This is a genomic window from Trichormus variabilis 0441 (genome assembly GCF_009856605.1).
GTDB classification, from domain to species: Bacteria; Cyanobacteriota; Cyanobacteriia; order Cyanobacteriales; family Nostocaceae; genus Trichormus; species Trichormus variabilis.
Map to the genome: position 1 here is coordinate 2,186,742 of NZ_CP047242.1, position 18,289 is coordinate 2,205,030.

Sequence of the window (18,289 nt, forward strand, 5' to 3'; positions counted from 1 at the left end):
GCGATTATTAGTGTTTATCACAAAATATATTCAACAGTTACTAAGGTTAAAGAAAATCTAAAAAAAATGGATTTTTGTCATCAGAAAAGTTAATAAGCAGAAATTCACTTGCAGTGACGGGTAGCAGTGGTATCATTCGGGTATTACAAAAAGTAAAGGGCAATTTTATTATGACCAAAGCACCTGTTGCTCCTGTGGTGCTAGTCATTTTAGACGGATGGGGCTACTGCGAGGAGACGCGAGGAAATGCTATTGCTGCCGCCAAAACTCCGGTTATGGAAAGCTTATGGACGGCTTACCCGCATACCCTCATCCACACATCAGGGAAAGCCGTAGGATTGCCAGAAGGTCAAATGGGTAACTCAGAAGTTGGTCATTTGAACATTGGTGCTGGGCGAGTCGTGCCACAGGAATTGGTACGAATCTCCGATGCCGTGGAGGATGGTTCTATCCTCAGCAACTCAGCTCTTGTCAAAATTTGCCAGGAAGTTCGCAACCGGAATGGCAAGCTACATTTAGTAGGGCTTTGTTCTGAGGGGGGTGTACACTCGCATATCACCCATCTATTCGGACTACTTGACTTAGCCAAAGAACAGCGAATTTCTGAAGTTTGTATTCATGCCATTACTGATGGTCGTGACACCGCACCAACTGATGGTATAAACGCAATATCAGCCTTGGAAGACTACATCAATCATGTAGGAATTGGGCGTATTGTTACTGTTAGTGGTCGTTACTACGCGATGGATCGCGATCGCCGTTGGGATCGAATACAACGTGCATACGATGTGATGACCCAAGACGGTGCGGGTGATGGACGTAAGGCTGTTGATGTCTTGCAAGCATCCTATGCGGAAGGGGTGAATGATGAGTTTATCGTTCCCGTGCGAATTGCTCCTGGTACTGTCGAGTCAGGAGATGGGGTGATATTCTTTAATTTCCGTCCAGACCGTTCTAGACAGCTGACTCAAGCTTTTGTCAGCCCTGAATTTACAGGTTTTGCCAGACAGCAAATCAAACCACTGTCTTTTGTCACATTTACCCAATACGATTCTGATTTATCAGTATCTGTAGCCTTTGAGCCACAGAACTTAACCAATATTCTGGGTGAAGTCATCGCCAATCAGGGTTTAAATCAGTTTCGTACCGCCGAAACCGAAAAATATGCCCATGTCACCTATTTCTTCAACGGTGGCTTAGAAGAACCTTTTGCTGGGGAAGACAGGGAACTTGTCAGCAGTCCAATGGTAGCGACTTACGACAAAGCCCCAGCCATGTCAGCAACCGCAGTTACCGATACAGCGATCGCCGCAATTCAAAAGGGTATCTATTCCTTAATTGTAATTAACTATGCCAACCCAGATATGGTAGGGCATACTGGTCAAATAGAACCCACAATACAGGCTATTGAAACAGTTGATCGCTGTTTGGGTCGTTTGTTAGAAGGTGTGAGCAAAGCCGGGGGAACAACAATTATTACCGCCGATCACGGCAACGCCGAGTATATGCTAGATGAAGCAGGTAATTCTTGGACAGCTCACACAACTAACCCAGTCCCCTTAATTTTAGTGGAAGGCGAAAAAGTTAAAATCCCTGGATATGGTACAAACGTCGAACTACGTAGCGACGGCAAACTAGCCGACATTGCACCCACAATCCTCGATATTTTACAGTTACCCCAACCACCAGAAATGACAGGGCGATCGCTCTTGCAACCAGCAGAATATGATGTGCAGAGTCCTCGTACTCGTATCCCTGTAGGTCTTAATTAAGCTATGAGAGAATAGTTAACTGTTAACCGTCAACTGTTCTCTCATCAGCAAACCCTCCTTTTTTGAAACTTGTTATAAAAGAGATTGCTACCATGACAGTTACTAGTATTGTGCAAGCTATTTGGGCGCTTTCCGCCGTTGGTCTGATTGTCTTAGTTTTGCTCCATAGCCCCAAAGGTGATGGAATTGGAGCGATCGGCGGACAAGCCCAGCTATTTAGCAGCACCAAAAGCGCCGAAAATACCTTAAACCGTGTTACCTGGGCATTGACAGTCACATTTCTGGGTTTAACAGTGGTTTTAAGTGCCGGCTGGCTACCTAAATAAAATTACAGGGAGATAGGTATATGGGGAATAAAATTCAACACCCAAAACCTAACACCCTCAAGAATTTTCGATCAAAGCACTTACTAGCAGCTCTGGCATTATTTATAGGTACAGGGCTGCTCATTATTTTAACTAGCCTCCAACTTAGTAACGCCAACCCTTCATCCCCATCACCTCTCAAACCCCATCCTCTACCGTCTACCCTCGCACAATGGCAAGACAGCACCAATAGCGGTGATTACTTTTCTCAAGTTACAACTACTGATGTCGGTTATTTAGTGTGGTCACAATTTCCCGTGCGAGTTCATATCAAAAGACCACAACTAATGAACGCACAACAGGCACAAACATGGGTTGATAATGTTTTCACAACTGTGCAGGAATGGGCTAATTATTTGCCTTTGGTAATTGTAGAACAGACTGAAGTTGCCGATATTACCATTGAGCGCAAAACCCCACCTTTAGAAATAGGTAAAGATAAAATCCCCCGCGCCCGTTCTGCTCTCACCCGCTACGAATTATATACAAAGAATAATGTCTTATCACACCGCTTTACTATCCTATTGAGTCCTACCCAAACAGGTAACTATCTCCTAGCCGCAGCCCGCCACGAACTCGGTCACGCTTTGGGAATTTGGGGGCATAGTTCCTTACCAACCGATGCTTTATATTTTTCCCAAGTCCGCAACCCACAGCCAATTTCTCCCAGAGATGTCAATACTTTGAAGCGAGTTTATCAACAACCAACTAGTTTGGGTTGGGCTTTAGAAATTGCTCAAAAATAATATATTTTGTATTTATTTAGATTTTTTTTCTGCTTCCATTACTCAATCACACAGTGAAAAATTTGTTCAACCTTTAGATTTAAATTTGAGAATGTTGGGGATTCTATACGGTCATCTCCTCTAAATTGCTTACCGCGATATTCCCCTTCATCACTTAAAGAGTAAATTGTAATTGTTGGTTGTTTAGGGTCACCTATTAACTCCTTACTACCCAAAGCTGCATAATCCACAATCCAATATTCTTGGATACCCATCTCCTCATAGTCAGCCAATTTTTTATGATAATCATCTCTCCAATTCGTACTAACAACTTCAATTACTAATGGGATTGAATCTGGGTGACTAAGGATTGATTGTTTTTCCCACAATGCTTCATTGATCAAGTTAGAAAAATTGATTAATAAAACATCTGGATAGTAACCTGATGTTCTATTCTCTGGCTTGACTGTAGCATTTTTAGGTATACCGTAATTAAGTTTGAGACGGAGACACTCATAGCCTAGAATCATTGTTAAAAATGCCACTATTTGCTCATGTTGTCCTAGTGGTGGCGGCATTTGAATAATATTTCCATCGTGTAATTCATAACGAATGTTTTCTGGTTGTGTTACCAAAAAATCTAAAAATTCATCAAATGTAAATAATTTTTGTAGAGAAGATGTCATTGCTTCTAAGTTGGTTCAGGTATGGAATTTCTTAAGCTCCCCAACTGAGTTTTACTGGTTGCTGTGCTAAAACTTCACGATAAAGTTCTTCTAAATGAGTAATGTTCTTATCTAGTGTGTAGCGTTCTTCTACCCGCTTTCTGGCTTTTTGTCCCAATACGGTTGTTAACTCTGGATGGTCTTGGAATAGTGGTAAAAGGGTGCGTAATTGCGATCGCACAGTTTTGGTATTCATAACTACACCAGCCCCTTTCTCTAAAACTTCGCCATCTGCACCCACATCGGTTGCTAAACAAGCGAGTCCACAAGCCATACCCTCTAACAGCGATAAGGATAAACCCTCAACTAGAGAAGGTAAAATAAATACATCTGCACCTTGAAGAATTTGTATGCGTCGGTCTTCGTCAGCGACAAATCCCAACCAGATAATGCCATACTCAGAACCATAAAAGGGTTCTAAAGTAGCTCTCAGAGGCCCATCCCCCACCATTAATAACTTACTATCAGCCCCCATATTAGCTTGCTTCCAAGCTCTTAACAGGGATTCTACATTTTTCTCTGGGGCGATTCTTCCTTGGTAGACAAACAATCGTTCCGCTTGAAATTCTGTTTTCACCGCAGAAGACCCAGGGGAGTATTTGCTGGTATCCACACCATTGGGGATAACTGCGATATTTTTCTCCCGCACACCCATACTTGCTAATAGTTCTCGCTGAATTTGGGAAAAGACAATGACGCGATCGTAGTTACCCAAAAAAGGAGCGTATAGTTGATAAGCTAGAAGTTGTGTTCCTGATATCAGTTTTGCGCCTTTGCCTGCAAATGGAGTGTGAAATGTGGCAATTAGGGGCAAATTCAGTTGATCACAAATTTCTGGTAGAAAAAAGTCCAGGGGAGATAAAGTCAGAGACGCATGGACAATATCTGGCTTGATTTCCCGCAACGAATCAGTTAAAACCTTAGTTGCTTTGAACGTTGGAATTGTGTAGACCTGAGACTTATAAATGAAGGGTAGAGGAACTTCTTGGAATTTCGGCCAGTTGTCAGGTTCAGTTTCTTCTTGAGCAAAGTGGAGAAAACTGACTTCATGTCCCCTGTCTAGCAAGGCGTTTGTAACTTCTCTACTGTAAGTGACATTGCCACAAAAGGGTGATTTTTTTCCAATCCAAGCTATACGCATTCTTTACCGGCTATCAGAAGAGCGTGATTGATTATTTCTTGTGGTTTTTTGTTGTTTATCTTGTTGTACTTGCTGGCTATCTTGAAAAAGTGCGGTTAGCGGTAGCGGTTTTTGAGCCGCGTACTGAGTTTAAAGATTAACCTTTAAACTCTAGTCTCTAAATGCCTCTTCCATATATTCATCGGTTTAAGCAGTTGATGATGACTACTAAGTATATATCTTCACTTTTAACCAGTTCAAAAGCTAAGTTTTAGGTTGGCTAAACCAGATAATCTATAAGCTTAATTTGTCTTTTGGTTGTAGATGTACATTACACTCACAACCAATTATCCTGGCTCATCTCCAATTGATTCCCAGCAAGGTTTTAATAAATTTTCTGCACTCAGTTTAGCATGAAAGCAAAATCTATAATTAACCCCAAAATTAGGGAATTAATCACGAGAGTTATACCAAGTTAAGATACCTCCGGAAAATACGATCGCCGCTAATCCCAAAAAGACAGCTTGTAATCCTACAAAGGTTTCTGCCACACCTGCTAACGCCAAAGGTAGGGACAGAGCAATATTAATCACATTATTTTGCAGACCGAATACTTTACCACGCATTTCGGGCAAGGTTTCTGTTTGGATGGCTGTCTGCATGGGTATACCGATTAAAGAGCCAAAAATACCCAAGGATGTTACTAAAAGTAACACCAATCCTAGTTGTGTCGTGAAGATAGAAAGACCAACTAAGGATGCTGCCATACCTAAACAACCACACAGGCTCAGTTGAGTATAGGAGAAGCGTTGACCAAACTGACCCAAAATTGTCGCGCCAGCTGCAATACCAACGCCACCAGCCGCCAGTAAAAAACCGAATTGGGAAGCTTTGATATTAGGAATAATTTCTGCCATGCGTACTGCTAAAACAGTTAAGGCGGCAAAGACAGAAAATAAAATCATTAATTGTAATAGAGCATTACGGACGCGGTAGTTTTCTTTGAGGTAACGTAAACCATCGCGTAAGTCTGAAAATACGTGGGGAAATTCTGTTTCTGGTGCGTGGGTTTTTTCGTGAGTTACCAACAACAGCAAAATTATACTGGCGATCGCATAACTACCACCAACCAAAAGTTCTTTGCCAAAGCCATTATTACCCCCTAGTTGCGACCAAATACCATCGGCAACTGCCAGTAGTGGTTCTCCCACAGCAAAACCCACTATCACCGAAGCCATCATTGTGGTTGTGTATAGTGAATTAGCCGAAAGTAAATCCTGTTCTTTCACCACCAGGGGAATTGCGGCTTGTTCTGCTGGGGCAAAAAACTGTGTTAGTGTGGACACCAAAAATGTCACACCCAAAATGATGAGAAAACCTACTGGTAAAACTCCTATGGGTTGCCAATCATGAGTTAGCCACAGCAACAAAGGAATAGCTAAAACCAAAATACCACGCCAGGCATTTGTCGCTACTAATACAGCTTTTTTTGACCACCTATCCACAAATACGCCAGCCACAGAACCGAACAACACTGCTGGTATGGTAAAAGCCATCATCAATGCTGACACCCAACCGCTAATACTTTGATTACTTGCCTGGAACTGAGTATTAATCAAGGCGATCATTAATACCAAATACACCTTATCTGCCAGTTGACAAAAGACTTGTCCACCCCACAGCGCTAAGAAATTGGGGTTTTTGAATACAGCTAAAAACCCTTGATGTTCAATATCTCCAGAGTTGGCTTCCCCACCAGAACCAGAGTCATCTGTTGTTGCTTCTGGAGTAGTAACTACTGGTACACTCTGCCCATGACCATTAAACTCTAATATCTTTAACGGCTCTGAGGATGGTTTTTCTAGTTCATTGGGTAAATCGGTTTGGGGATTTTGCGAAATACCATTTTTCTCATTGGTAGGAACATCTTGGGGAGATGATTCCTGGCTATCTTTGTGATTGGGTACAGGATAGGGAACAGCACTTAAATGAGCCGGTGCTGTAGGATCTGATGCCCTATTCTGTCTTTTGGCGTGGCTTGGCGACAATGGCAGAATTTTTCTATCCAAATCAGACGGTTGCATCATGGTTGGCAGCAAAATAAGAGTCAATCAAAGTGGCGGAGCGAATAGGGCGACCTAAATGATACTGAGCATACTGACGCAAAATCTGCTCCACAGATAACCAGCTGGCATCACTGGTAGTGTTAATTTGCATTATCTCTGGTTGTGAGAGCTGTTGGAGCATCCCAAGTTCTACAGAATTTAACCGAGCAGAAATTACTGGTATTTCTTGCCGATGTACGACTGTTTGGTAAGCAGGAGTTACAGGATGAGGAAGTGACTTTTCTCTTGATTCTTTTTGAGCTTCTTTTCGCAAGCCTTCCCAAGCTTCCAAACAAACTATCCCCCCAGCCGCAATGCTAAAACCTACCCGCCAGTTGGGATCTACAAAATTAGGTGTTAGCAAGCGTTGAGTTAGACAACAAATTTGTACTTGTGGGGTAAGTCCAGCCAACGCTAAAAGGTGAAAAACTGCATGAGCTAAATAAGCGAGGACACCAAACGACTCTCCTTTGGGCAATTCTTCCAAGCGATGGAGATGTTCATTTAGTAATTCGTATAGTTCCTCTTGTGGTTGTTCACTTAAAGCCTGACAAAGAACTATTTCTGCTAGATATTGACTAGCAGCTAGCTTACCCAAATCTTTTGCCAGACCTGGATAAGTTTTGATGGTTTGAGCTTGAGTAATTTTATCAAGCGATCGCCCTTTCGCAATCAGTAGTTCATTGACTACAAACATCCCACTCCTACCGCCAAGGCTAGAGTTATATTTTCTTGACCCTGGAGCGATCGCCCGAATCAAACCGAATTCCTGTGTCAAAATTGTCACTATTCTGTCTGATTCTCCCATTGCTTGGGCTTTCAGATTAATGCCAGTTGCTTTATAAGTTTTATTCATTAGTCATTGGTCATTAGTCGTTGGTCATTAGTCGTTAGTCATCTCTTACAAAGTTCTGTTCGGAGGAAACCTCCGCTCAACGCCACTTGCTTTCCGACGCAGAGCGACAGGAACGCAGTGGCTCGACTTTGCGCTTAGTCATTGGTCGTTAGTGAAGACAAAGGGCAAATGACTTAGGACAAAAACAAATGACTATTCAACTTTTTCCGGGTTATCTCGCTGGTGGATTAAATCGATACCACGAGACGTACCTAATCTAGTCGCACCCGCTAATATTAAGTCTAAGGCTTGATTGAGGGTGCGAATCCCACCAGATGCCTTTATACCCACCCTTTCCCGTGTGATTTCTTTTAAAAGCCGCACATCTGCCACTGTAGCACCGCCATTCCAACCTGTATTGGTTTTTAAGAATGTGGCTCCTGCATCCATTGCTATATCGGCCGCGATTTTTTTTTCTGCATCCGTCAGTAAGTTTGTTTCCAAAATTACTTTAACTACTTGTCCAGTCTCTTCGCAAATTTCGGCAATTTCCCGGTGTACTGCTTCCGTATTACCAGATTTCAAGCAGCCCAAATTGATGACTACATCTAGCTCTGTGGCTCCATTCTCCACCGCTTCCAGTGCCTCATACAACTTGACTGAGCGAGTCGTAGCCCCAGTAGGAAAACCAATTACCGTACAAACCTTAGGTTTCTTGCCGTGGAGAAATTCTGCTGCTTGTTTTACATAAGTAGGATACAAACAAACCGACGCAAAATTATATCTGTCTGCTTGTTCACACCATTGGTCAACCTGCTCTGGAGTAGCCGTTGGCGTTAACAGGGCGTGATCGATAAATGGCGCAATATCAATGTTCGGATAGTCTGCTGCCATTGTTGCCTTTTGTTAGTGATTGATGATAAAGCTTTATAAAAAATTAATACCCTTTACATAAATTAAAGCACATCTGTTGCGAGTCTAGCTGGAAAAGTAGGTGTTCTTGAATTTTGTTTACCAAATCATTGAGTGTTAATAAAGCTACGCAAGTATTTTATTTAACTTGACAATGATTGGAGTTTCAGCATCATTCTAATTGTTTTTTGATACCAGTATTTAGGAAATCAAGAATAGACTCAGCCAACGCTTTGGATGCTAAATATGGCACACCATTACCAATAGTTTTAAACATATTAGTCAGTGACATATTTTCTGGTAGAGCAAACTTTGCAGGTAAAGACTGTATAGCCAAAGCTTCTGCTACAGAAATTCGCCGTATTTTGTAAGGGTGTAAATGCACTTCATTATTGCCATAGCAAGCTGTAGGAGAATAACGCCATCTATGTAGACGTTTAAAAGATTTCTTAGAATCATCCCCTTCTGCAACACTGGCAAATTTGCCAATACCTGCCCTTGGTTGAAAATAATTTTCAGAATTAGGATGGTTGATAACATTATTCTTTCTAAACCAGTATTCAACCGTCAGTTCTTGAGGAATATTATTAGGGCAAGGAACTAGAGAATTTTCTCTAAATGGTTCAAATTGAATCCACGGATAAGCAAACACTTTGTCTTTAGGATATAAAACTTTACTTTCCCAAGGAAAAAGAAATTCAAGCAGTTTCTGGTTATGACTATTGATGCCCCAAAAATCCTGAAAAAACTTTTTGCTGAAACCCAATAAAATTATTCTTTCTCTATTTTGGGGTACACCATATTCAATAGCATTTATTACCTGTTCTGTTAATAGATAGCCTGAAGCAATTAACTTCCTTTTTAAGTATTCAAAGAATTGACGATGTTTCTTAGTACGCCACAAACCTTTGACATTTTCAAATAAAAAGAAATCAGGCAAGTTTTGACAAATCAATTCTATATAAGCTGAAGAAAGCTTACCATTATCACCCAAATAACCTCTATTTTTGCCCCCAATAGAAAAATCAGGACAGGGAGGCCCGCCAATAAAACCCACAATATTATTAGATTTACGACAGTCTTGAACCAAATCTAACAGACGTTTTGCTGGGAAACCTTCCACCAACTTAGAAACATCTGCTGTGTCTCCTTGATAATATCCATATTGTGGTGTGGGTAAATTCAATATCTCCCTCGAATACCGATATGCTGCCATAAAAGGAGAAAAAATTTCATTCACATAGACAATATTAAAACCGCTTGTTTCAAAACCTAAATCAAGCAATCCTGAACCAGCAAAAAATGAAAATATTTGCGGTTTAACACTCATTCATGAATTGAATAATTTAATAGCATTAGGCGATTGAGTAGCTTATTACAAGCAATTATCAGAACTTGATATTAGTTAACAGCACAAAGACGCAAGATTTCTCTTAGCGCCTCTGCACTTACTTTGCGATAACCCCTAGCGGGGAATGTGCGAAGTTAACTCACAACTTCAACTGGCTGTACTTCTGGTAACAAACGCTTCACACCTTGCTTGACAAAACCTTGCAGAACAGCAACCTGCTGACTTTGTTGGAAGACATTTTGTAAGGTTTGGCGTAACTTATCTACGTTCAAATTACTTCCAGAATCTGAAGCGATTTCCTGTTGTTCAAAATATGCTGCTAGACTTAAAGCCGCCACTCTGGTGAGATAGGCCGCACTTACACCTTGAACTAAACCACCAGCCACAAAGGTAACGGCGTTACTTTTGAGAACAATACCAATGGCTTTAGTAGAAAGTTCCACTAAACCCAATTTCAGCATCAAACTTCCCATTGTTCCGGCTACAGTTTGCGCCTGTTCCAGGGAAAACTTCTGCTGATAGATATTACCCAAATCCATGACCATTTGAGCATTAATCGCCGCAGTTGCCAAAATATCTAATGCTGGGACTGGGTTAGCGAAGGCCGCAGCCGCAGCTATCCATTGATATTGTTCAATAACTGGGGTAGCGCGATCGCATCTTACCCCATTCAAGTAGTTTTTCGCCTCAGATTTTAGTAAGAAGGCTTGTCTTGCAGTGGTTGTCCACACCCATTGTTGACTTTGTTGTGCCAAAAGTCCGCTTAATTCCAGGGTTAACTGTTGAATATCAGGCGCTGGTTGTTCCATCCACTCTTGCACAACACCATCAGCTTCATGTTTCCGCACTTTGATGGGTAGAGGAGAAGCGGAAACAGCAACTACATGGTCTTGGACTCGCTGTTGTAGTGACAACAAAACACTAGCACGTTCATCTGGTAAATACTGGTCTTGTTTGTTAAAAACCAGGATTTTTGGTTGATTCAGCGCCTTTATTTGCTGTAATGCTTGGAATTCTGAATCTGTCAAATCACCGTTAGTCAAAAACAGGACAGCATCCGATTTTGCCGCTTCTGCCAGAATATTAGTATCTGCATGACTACCTAATTCCTTTAGCAGTGGCGCTGTTTCTTGGAAACGGATTGCTTGCTGCTTTTCTGGTGTGTAATTAGACTCCAGCACTTGAATTAACGTGCTTTTACCAACCCCTTGTCCACCAGTTACAGCTAGCCGAATTTCTTGTCTATCTAACTCTACCGACAATTGGGTAAGTTGATTCCGTAAGGTGCCTAAAGCTTGATGGTTCTCGGCTTCTTGCGCTAATTGATTGATTACGGCTTCAGTTTTAGCGATCGCACTTTCTGCCGTAGCTCTGTCAAAGAGCATACCATTTAGCTGCTCTGAACTATCTTTTGGCAGTTTGTGCTTGAACAACCACAAGCCACCACCCACAGCCAAGACACTTAATAAACTCAGTTCACCCAACTGCACTATCGAATGATGCCAACTTTGTAGCATCCACAAGGAAAAGGATAATCCTAATCCTCCTACTAAAATTGGTCGTTGCAACTTCACAACCATGATTCTCCGCGCTTTTTGGAAGATCCCAACTCAAGAATAGATCAAAATAAAACAAAACCCCACAATCTTCAAAGATTGTGAGGTTCTGCTGCTTATAAGTTGGTGGCGGGAAGTGGATTTGAACCACTGACCTTCGGGTTATGAGCCCGACGAGCTACCAGGCTGCTCTATCCCGCGTCGTTTTTCTTGACTTTTCAAGTATAACCCAAACTCAAAAGTTTGGCAACTATAAAAGCGATAATTCTCCAACGACCTCTAAACGCGTGTATTTGCCTGGGTTCATAAATTTTTCTGCCAAGCTTTCAGCAATGCTGGGAGTAATCCAACCCATTTGCTGGAGGAGGTGAATAGCAACGGCATATTTTGCCCGTTTAGCGCCGTCCATGACCTTAATTGTCAATCCCATCCCTTCACCAAGTCTGCCAATGCACTGTACGCCTTCTGCACCAGATTTACTTACTAGTTCCCCAGGAGTTAAACGCATCAGTTCCGTATCAAACTCTCTATCTCCTGCTACCATTGACGGGTGATGAGTCATGGCTCGGACAATGCGTTCCATATCTAGGTTGTTGCTGGCAGCTAGAAGCGCATATAAAGAAGAAATTTGACCTAATTGCAGTAAGTAAGTGGGTACGCCACAATCATCATGGGCGCTGATAAATTCTGCGGCTGGCATTCGCAATAACTCTGCAACTTTAGCCAGAACTAACTGCTGTACTGGGTGTTTGCGATCCATGTAATTGTTTAAGGGCCAATGGCGTTGTTGACAAATAGCCAACATTCCTGCGTGCTTACCAGAGCAATTATATTCAAGAGGGCTGCGTTTTCCTGGAGGAATCGGACACTGGAGTACAGAAGGGTCAAGGTCAGCACGCCACAGGATGTTGAAAGCCTGCCTTACTTGCTCAATTGTACCCTTGTGGGAACTGGTAATAATTGCTAGGTCGCGATCGCTCAAATCGTAGCGTTCCAGTGTCCCTGTAGTAGTGACTGCAAGTGCCTGAAATGGTTTGAGTGCTGAACGGACGAATGTAGCTGTTTCCGAGTTACCGGCAACACTAAGCACTCGTCCCCGTTCATCGCAAACAACAGCTTGGACTATATGCTTCGATTCGATAATACCTTCACGCAGCAACCGGACTTCCAGTGCTGGGGCTTGAGTGCGCTTTCCCATTGTCATGGGTTAATATTTATCTCTTTTTTTGTAAGTTGCCAGTTGTGAGTCGTCAGTTGATTACTGACTACTGACTCATGACTATTTAAAACAAATGCCAAACTATAGTACCAATAAGAAAGAGTCCCGCCAAGCCAGTGAAAGTAAATTGTAACCGTTGGAGAATGGGTTTGATTTCATAGGTGACAATCAAGCGATCGCGAGTCAGGACTTCTTGGGGCTTCATCCAAGTTTGACCATCGTACCAGCCTGATTCTTCGTAGAAAACAGTCATGCTGTAGAGGCGATCGCGCACATACAACCAGCCCAAGTATAGCCGTACCAAACTTAGGACTACTCCGACGCTGGCACCAGCAGCCCCACACAACAGAAAATGGATCAGTTGTTTATTTGGGGGAAAGCTAGCTGCTGCTACTGGCCCAGCCACCAGCCAGGATAAACTCCAAATCCAAATTAATTTTGTGGCATACTCCCGCCAATTTAAGGCGCAATCACGAAACAGCCAGGAGGTTTTTAACTCTTCGTACTCATTCAGTGGTTGTTGGTCTACGGGAACCGGACAATTTGCCAGCGACGACTTCATCATGTTGGGTTACCCTCATCCTCATCAGATTGTGGTAGGGGAATGCGTTCTGCATGAACCCAGAATGCTTCTAAATTATAAAACTCCCGTTCCTTTGGCATCATGATATGCACGATAATGTCACCGTAGTCTTGCAATACCCAACTGCCTTCAACTTTGCCTTCTGTCCGCAATGGCCGTCGTTGCCACTTAGTTTCTACTTCATGTTGGATTGCATCGGCGATCGCTCTCACTTGCACCTTAGAATAGCCAGTCAACATCACAAAGTAATCTGCTAAGTAAGAGACATCTGCTACTCTCAGCACTAGAATATCGCCAGCTTTGCGGTCTGATGCTGCTTCGGCAATGGTTAGAGCTAATTCTCCACTCGACTCAGTTTCAGCCTGTGGACTCCTAATAGCGTTCTTGGCTACCGACACGGATTGCAATGGTAAATTTCCTTGGAAATAATCAGACATTAAACCTCAGGTGCTTTATCCCTTTTGTTACGGTTTTTGAGAATTACTTACAAACAACAATTGAGCAGTAAATCTATCTATTGGTTTTTTTGAATACTAACAAAAAAACAGGTATCTATGAGAAAGGCTGAGAAATTGGCTGACGTCTTACCGTGTCAGCAAAGTACTGTTGCAGCTTATTTTTCTGTAGTGATAACTCTGGCTTCTGCTGCATTTGATACAAAATTACCTAATTTTACGTAATAGCTGTGTAACTTTGTTCTTGTATCTTGACTTGTGTACATGATCTACATGAAAGTTTAGAGATGTCATCGTCTCTTGACTCTAAGCCGTTCGCCTAATATGAGTATAGAGCATAAGCAATTTCATCTCTTCTTCCTCAAGCCTTATTTGTCCGATATATTGAATATCTTTCTCATTAAAGACGGCAAGATTTAAGTTCTATAGTAGGGGGGAAAATTCAGACACAAAAATAGGGCTAAGGAGATACAAATATCCTCAACCCCCAGAACTTACAACTAACTTTTATAACTGGAGCGTCTGCCACTTGGGATTCAGACTTCCTGCTTGGAAACTACTTTAGACGGGAGCGTTCGACCTTCTGTTGTTACTGAGTAAAATAAACTTTCGTATTGATTTAATGCCTGCTCAAAAGCATATTGTTCCACAGCGTACTTCCGGCTGTTGTAGCCCAAAGTTTTCGCTTTTTCGGGATGTTTGTATAAGTCTAAAATTGCCGTTGCTAAAGCCTGAGGATCTTCTGGGGGAACCACAATACCACCGCCACTTTGTTTAATTGCCTTGGCTGCGGTACCTTTATCAGGTACAGAAGCTATCAATGCCCTACCACTAGCCAATAAGACTTGAATCTTTGATGGCATATTAAAAGAAATCACATTTTTTTTCTGCACTACCAAACCAACATCCGCCGCCGCCAACATTTCTGGTAAATGTTCTCGTGGTTGAAAAGGTAGTAACAAGACGTTATCAGCACCGCAGTTTGTACAATACTTTTGCAGTCTTTCTAAACCTTTGGCCTCACCTGCAATTACAAAAGCAATTTCGGCGACATCACGCAACTTCGCCGCAGCTTGAATGACAGTTTCTAGACCTTGAGTGAGAGCGATATTGCCAGAGTAAAGGATAACAAATTTGTTGTGTAGATTATGAATATTCCGAAAATTATTATTGTCTTTTGGTAAGGGACGAATAAAATTTACATCAACCCAGTTGGGTATTTGTTCTATTTTGTCAGGCGATATACCTTTGGAGATGAGATTTTCTACAAAACCATCAGCAATAACGCTAATTTTAGTAGCATGACGATAGGCAAATTTTTCTAATAGGGAAAATACCTTAATTAGCCATTTGTTTTTCAGTAAACCAACATGAATGGCTGCTTCTGGTAATATATCTTGTAAATTCAACACCACAGGACAAGCACGCAACCATCCTAGTAAAGATGCTGGTATGCACACGGGTAGTGATGGTGAAGTTGACAAAATTACATCAGGCCGCCACCCGAAAAGGGCAGGTAAAAAACTCGTAACTACGAAACTAGCATCTAGTAATACTCGGTCTAATAATTTCGGTTGGGGACGAATCCACACGTAACTACGTTGGATTTTGACACCATTTTTATATTCTGTAAGATACCATTTACCCCGGTAAGCCTCGTAAATTCTCCGCTCAGGGTAGTTAGGCATAGCAGTGACCACACGCACTTCATGTCCTCGCTTGGCCAGTCCCTCTGCTAATTCCGTCATTAGGGGAGCTATACCAATTGGTTCTGGATAGTAGTTATATGAGTAAATTAAAATCCGCATAACAAATTAGTCAGAAGTCCCCTGGCTGGTTTGGATAACTAAAGCAAGGTCTAGATTGCTTATTGTTTGCAAGCATCTAATACTTAATTTTCCCCTTTATAGTATTTCTATGTCACTGGTTTTTCTTTGAAGATTCGGTAAAAATTGTTATTGCTCTCGTCAGTAAGATGTAATTGATTTTGTGCTTTTTCTTAAGTAAGCACTATGTATAATTTATTTATTCACTATAGACATAAACCTTATGGTTATCAATTAAATATTACTGTAACAACTACAACATATATGCAAATAATACCCGAAATTAGGGTAAATCACAGCTACCATTCTGTTTTGTGGACGTGATTGAACAGTATTTACACCCGAAGAAACTAGATAGAGATTTTAGCTAAATCTCCATATTGGCTGAGGTTTAAAATTTTTTGCTTATTTAAACTGGTTGTGCATCGTTGAAACTAAGCGACTAATTTTAAAGATTTAGTAAATTTGCCATTCCTGAGATACCGTTTTAAATATCGGTACAGCGTTTTAAAAATATTGCATCTCCTATTGGGAAGATTGAAATTATACCAATTCAAAATTCAAAGTAGCCTACGGCAAGGCTACACCAACAAAATTCAAAATTCAAAATTAATAATCAAGACAGGACAAGCTTTTGGGGCTGTATATCCGTCGCATTCTTTTTGCAAATTGGTATTATCTTTAACCTTGGGGAGAATTAGGAAGAGTAAATATCATGTTCATTTATGTGCGAATTACGGCAGTTTATCACGCACAGACACCAGGGTAAGATTTCAATAAATGCAATTTTTGCATCAGGGTAATTCTTTGTACTAGAGAATCTGTGATAAAAATTTGCGAGTGCGTTCTTCCTGGGGCTTGGTGAAGAAATTGTCAGGGCTAGCGGATTCGACTAGGTGACCGCTATCCATTAACACTACTCGGTCGGCGACTTCACGGGCAAACCCGACTTCATGGGTCACCACTACCATTGTCATACCATCGCGGGCTAGAGAGCGCATCACGTCTAGCACTTCTCTCACCATTTCTGGATCTAAGGCAGAGGTAGGTTCATCGAATAGCATAATTTTTGGTTGCATAGCTAAGGCACGGGCGATCGCTACTCGTTGTTGTTGACCCCCAGATAGCTGTCCTGGGTATTTATTTGCCTGTTCTAGAATTCCCACTCTTTCTAAGAGTTGCATGGCTAACTCTTCGGCTTGGGCTTTTTTCGCTCGCCGTACCCAAATTGGTGCCAAGGTGATGTTTTGCAAGACTGTTAAATGGGGAAATAAATTAAATTGCTGAAATACCATCCCTACTTCTCGTCGAATTGCGTCAATATTTCGCAAGTCGTGGCTGAGAGTAATGCCATCAATGGTAATTCTGCCTTTTTGGTATGCTTCTAAAGCATTAAATGTCCGAATAAATGTGGATTTTCCTGAGCCAGAAGGCCCCATTAAAACTACAACTTCTCCGCGATTTACTGTTAAACTGACACCTTGAAGAACATGGAATTTGCCATACCATTTGTGAACATCTTCAGCAATAATTATTGATGTTGTTTCTGCCATATAAATTAACCTTAGTTTACTTAATTATTTAGTTGTCTTTCTAATCGTCGGGAAGCAAGGGACATTGAGTAACAAAATAGCCAATAAATCAAGCCAATAAATAAATATACTTCTGCATAACGACCAATAAACTGAGGTTGCGCCAAAATCGAACGGGCTATACCTGTAAGTTCTACTAAGCCTACAAGCGATAATAAAGAAGTGTCTTTAAATAAACCAATAAATTGTCCGACGACGGCGGGAATTACTGCGCGTAAGGCTTGGGGCAAGACAATTAACAATACTACGAAAAATGTATTTAACCCTAGTGCTTTTGCGGCTTCAACTTGTCCACGGGAGACAGCTTGCAGACCACCGCGCACATTCTCGGCCATGTAAGCTGCACTAAATAGTACCAAGCCAGCGATCGCTCTCAACACTCGATCTAAACGGACATCGGCTGCAAAAAACAAAGGCAACATCACTTGTGCGAGAAATAAAATTCCAATTAGTGGAACTCCCCGAATAATTTCAATGTAAAGAATAGAAAACCAACGTACTACAGGCAAATTGCTAGTACGTCCCAAGGCCAGTAAAACGCCGATGGGAAAAGAAAGAACTATACTAATGGCTGCCATCAATAAGGTGAGTAGTAAACCGTTCCATAAGTTGCTGGATACAGGACGCAAACCAAAGCCACCACCAATCAACCACAGAATGATAGGAAACGACAACAACCAGATCAAGGAAAGCCACGGGGCGACTAAATTTGTCAACTTTGATCCAAGTATAAAACCAGGTATCAATAAAATCGCCGTCAACAGCAACCACAGGCGCGATGACAAATCTAGAGGGAAAAGAACTAATAGCAAGCCGACAATAAAAGCAAATAAGCCTACTTTCCGCCATGTCAACTTTTGCTGATTAAAGAAAACACCCGCAGTCACAGCACCTAAAGTAGAAGCGATCGCTAAAACAATCCAAACTCGCCAGTATTCAGTTTGGGGAAATCTGCCAACTAAAAATAAGCGTAAATTTACTTGAACAACTGCCCATTGTGCTTTGGTAGTTGCCCAAATGACAATCCCTTGGACTAGCCACAACAATAACGCCGAGCAGATAACAGTTAATAGGCTGTTATACCAAGTACTAAATAGATTTTTGCGTAACCAAGTTAGTTTAATCATTAGTCATTAGTCAAAGGTAAT

16 protein-coding genes and 1 tRNA gene are annotated in these 18,289 nt (G+C 41.6%); 3 read left to right on the plus strand and 14 right to left on the minus strand.

Going from position 1 to position 18,289, the window contains the following annotated elements; all coding sequences use genetic code 11:
* Positions 1-170 precede the first annotated feature (170 nt).
* The 3 genes from gpmI to GSQ19_RS08845 all read left to right on the plus strand — a co-directional run bounded on the left by gpmI (position 171) and on the right by GSQ19_RS08845 (position 2,883).
* Complete coding sequence (gene gpmI / locus GSQ19_RS08835; RefSeq protein ID WP_011317582.1) at positions 171-1,772, plus strand: 2,3-bisphosphoglycerate-independent phosphoglycerate mutase; 1,602 nt, start codon at positions 171-173, stop codon at positions 1,770-1,772.
* 92 nt (positions 1,773-1,864) lie between these two features.
* Positions 1,865-2,098: a preprotein translocase subunit SecG gene (gene secG / locus GSQ19_RS08840; RefSeq protein ID WP_011317583.1), complete on the plus strand. Its 234-nt coding sequence runs from the start codon at positions 1,865-1,867 to the stop codon at positions 2,096-2,098.
* Positions 2,099-2,118: 20 nt separating this feature from the next.
* A complete protein-coding gene (locus GSQ19_RS08845; protein WP_011317584.1) occupies positions 2,119-2,883 on the plus strand; it encodes a peptidase in 765 nt (254 codons plus the stop codon).
* Between the two features lie 38 nt (positions 2,884-2,921).
* Here the strand turns inward: GSQ19_RS08845 and GSQ19_RS08850 are convergent, their stop codons facing one another.
* From GSQ19_RS08850 to GSQ19_RS08915, 14 genes are all read right to left on the minus strand, one after another.
* Positions 2,922-3,548 (minus strand): Uma2 family endonuclease, encoded by a 627-nt coding sequence (locus tag GSQ19_RS08850; RefSeq protein WP_011317585.1) that lies wholly within the window; start codon positions 3,546-3,548, stop codon positions 2,922-2,924.
* Positions 3,549-3,579: 31 nt separating this feature from the next.
* Positions 3,580-4,728, minus strand: coding sequence for a glycosyltransferase family 4 protein (locus GSQ19_RS08855; RefSeq protein WP_011317586.1), 1,149 nt, complete (start codon positions 4,726-4,728; stop codon positions 3,580-3,582).
* A gap of 431 nt (positions 4,729-5,159) precedes the next feature.
* Positions 5,160-6,794, minus strand: coding sequence for an MFS transporter (locus tag GSQ19_RS08860; protein WP_041455985.1), 1,635 nt, complete (start codon positions 6,792-6,794; stop codon positions 5,160-5,162).
* On the minus strand, positions 6,778-7,668 hold the full coding sequence (gene recO, locus GSQ19_RS08865) for a DNA repair protein RecO (RefSeq protein ID WP_011317588.1): 891 nt from the start codon (positions 7,666-7,668) through the stop codon (positions 6,778-6,780). The genes GSQ19_RS08860 and recO overlap by 17 nt, the downstream gene beginning before the upstream one ends.
* A 192-nt stretch (positions 7,669-7,860) precedes the next feature.
* On the minus strand, positions 7,861-8,541 hold the full coding sequence (deoC, locus tag GSQ19_RS08870) for a deoxyribose-phosphate aldolase (RefSeq protein WP_011317589.1): 681 nt from the start codon (positions 8,539-8,541) through the stop codon (positions 7,861-7,863).
* A gap of 190 nt (positions 8,542-8,731) precedes the next feature.
* Positions 8,732-9,889 carry a DNA cytosine methyltransferase gene (locus tag GSQ19_RS08875; RefSeq protein WP_011317590.1) on the minus strand — a complete coding sequence of 386 codons (1,158 nt, stop codon included), beginning with the start codon at positions 9,887-9,889 and terminating at the stop codon, positions 8,732-8,734.
* Between the two features lie 155 nt (positions 9,890-10,044).
* Positions 10,045-11,490, minus strand: coding sequence for a YcjF family protein (locus GSQ19_RS08880; protein ID WP_011317591.1), 1,446 nt, complete (start codon positions 11,488-11,490; stop codon positions 10,045-10,047).
* Positions 11,491-11,590: 100 nt separating this feature from the next.
* Positions 11,591-11,667, minus strand: a tRNA-Met gene (locus tag GSQ19_RS08885).
* Between the two features lie 49 nt (positions 11,668-11,716).
* Positions 11,717-12,670 (minus strand): asparaginase, encoded by a 954-nt coding sequence (locus tag GSQ19_RS08890; protein WP_011317592.1) that lies wholly within the window; start codon positions 12,668-12,670, stop codon positions 11,717-11,719.
* A 79-nt stretch (positions 12,671-12,749) separates the two neighbouring features.
* Positions 12,750-13,250, minus strand: coding sequence for a CGLD27 family protein (locus GSQ19_RS08895; protein ID WP_011317593.1), 501 nt, complete (start codon positions 13,248-13,250; stop codon positions 12,750-12,752).
* Entirely contained in the window at positions 13,247-13,705 is a 459-nt protein-coding gene (rsfS, locus tag GSQ19_RS08900; protein WP_011317594.1) for a ribosome silencing factor, read from the minus strand. The genes GSQ19_RS08895 and rsfS overlap by 4 nt, the downstream gene beginning before the upstream one ends.
* A gap of 554 nt (positions 13,706-14,259) precedes the next feature.
* Complete coding sequence (locus GSQ19_RS08905; RefSeq protein ID WP_011317595.1) at positions 14,260-15,531, minus strand: glycosyltransferase family 4 protein; 1,272 nt, start codon at positions 15,529-15,531, stop codon at positions 14,260-14,262.
* An 830-nt stretch (positions 15,532-16,361) separates the two neighbouring features.
* A complete protein-coding gene (locus tag GSQ19_RS08910; protein ID WP_011317596.1) occupies positions 16,362-17,102 on the minus strand; it encodes an amino acid ABC transporter ATP-binding protein in 741 nt (246 codons plus the stop codon).
* Positions 17,103-17,122: 20 nt separating this feature from the next.
* Positions 17,123-18,268 (minus strand): amino acid ABC transporter permease, encoded by a 1,146-nt coding sequence (locus GSQ19_RS08915; protein ID WP_011317597.1) that lies wholly within the window; start codon positions 18,266-18,268, stop codon positions 17,123-17,125.
* Positions 18,269-18,289: the final 21 nt, after the last annotated feature.

Coding starts and splice junctions, on each gene's coding strand:
- recO (WP_011317588.1), bottom strand. CDS start 7,668: ATGAATAAAACTTATAAAGCAACTGGCATTAATCTGAAAGCCCAAGCA.
- gpmI (WP_011317582.1), top strand. CDS start 171: ATGACCAAAGCACCTGTTGCTCCTGTGGTGCTAGTCATTTTAGACGGA.
- GSQ19_RS08880 (WP_011317591.1), bottom strand. CDS start 11,490: ATGGTTGTGAAGTTGCAACGACCAATTTTAGTAGGAGGATTAGGATTA.
- GSQ19_RS08905 (WP_011317595.1), bottom strand. CDS start 15,531: ATGCGGATTTTAATTTACTCATATAACTACTATCCAGAACCAATTGGT.
- rsfS (WP_011317594.1), bottom strand. CDS start 13,705: ATGTCTGATTATTTCCAAGGAAATTTACCATTGCAATCCGTGTCGGTA.
- GSQ19_RS08895 (WP_011317593.1), bottom strand. CDS start 13,250: ATGATGAAGTCGTCGCTGGCAAATTGTCCGGTTCCCGTAGACCAACAA.
- GSQ19_RS08850 (WP_011317585.1), bottom strand. CDS start 3,548: ATGACATCTTCTCTACAAAAATTATTTACATTTGATGAATTTTTAGAT.
- GSQ19_RS08910 (WP_011317596.1), bottom strand. CDS start 17,102: ATGGCAGAAACAACATCAATAATTATTGCTGAAGATGTTCACAAATGG.
- deoC (WP_011317589.1), bottom strand. CDS start 8,541: ATGGCAGCAGACTATCCGAACATTGATATTGCGCCATTTATCGATCAC.
- GSQ19_RS08855 (WP_011317586.1), bottom strand. CDS start 4,728: ATGCGTATAGCTTGGATTGGAAAAAAATCACCCTTTTGTGGCAATGTC.
- secG (WP_011317583.1), top strand. CDS start 1,865: ATGACAGTTACTAGTATTGTGCAAGCTATTTGGGCGCTTTCCGCCGTT.
- GSQ19_RS08860 (WP_041455985.1), bottom strand. CDS start 6,794: ATGATGCAACCGTCTGATTTGGATAGAAAAATTCTGCCATTGTCGCCA.
- GSQ19_RS08915 (WP_011317597.1), bottom strand. CDS start 18,268: ATGATTAAACTAACTTGGTTACGCAAAAATCTATTTAGTACTTGGTAT.
- GSQ19_RS08845 (WP_011317584.1), top strand. CDS start 2,119: ATGGGGAATAAAATTCAACACCCAAAACCTAACACCCTCAAGAATTTT.
- GSQ19_RS08890 (WP_011317592.1), bottom strand. CDS start 12,670: ATGACAATGGGAAAGCGCACTCAAGCCCCAGCACTGGAAGTCCGGTTG.
- GSQ19_RS08875 (WP_011317590.1), bottom strand. CDS start 9,889: ATGAGTGTTAAACCGCAAATATTTTCATTTTTTGCTGGTTCAGGATTG.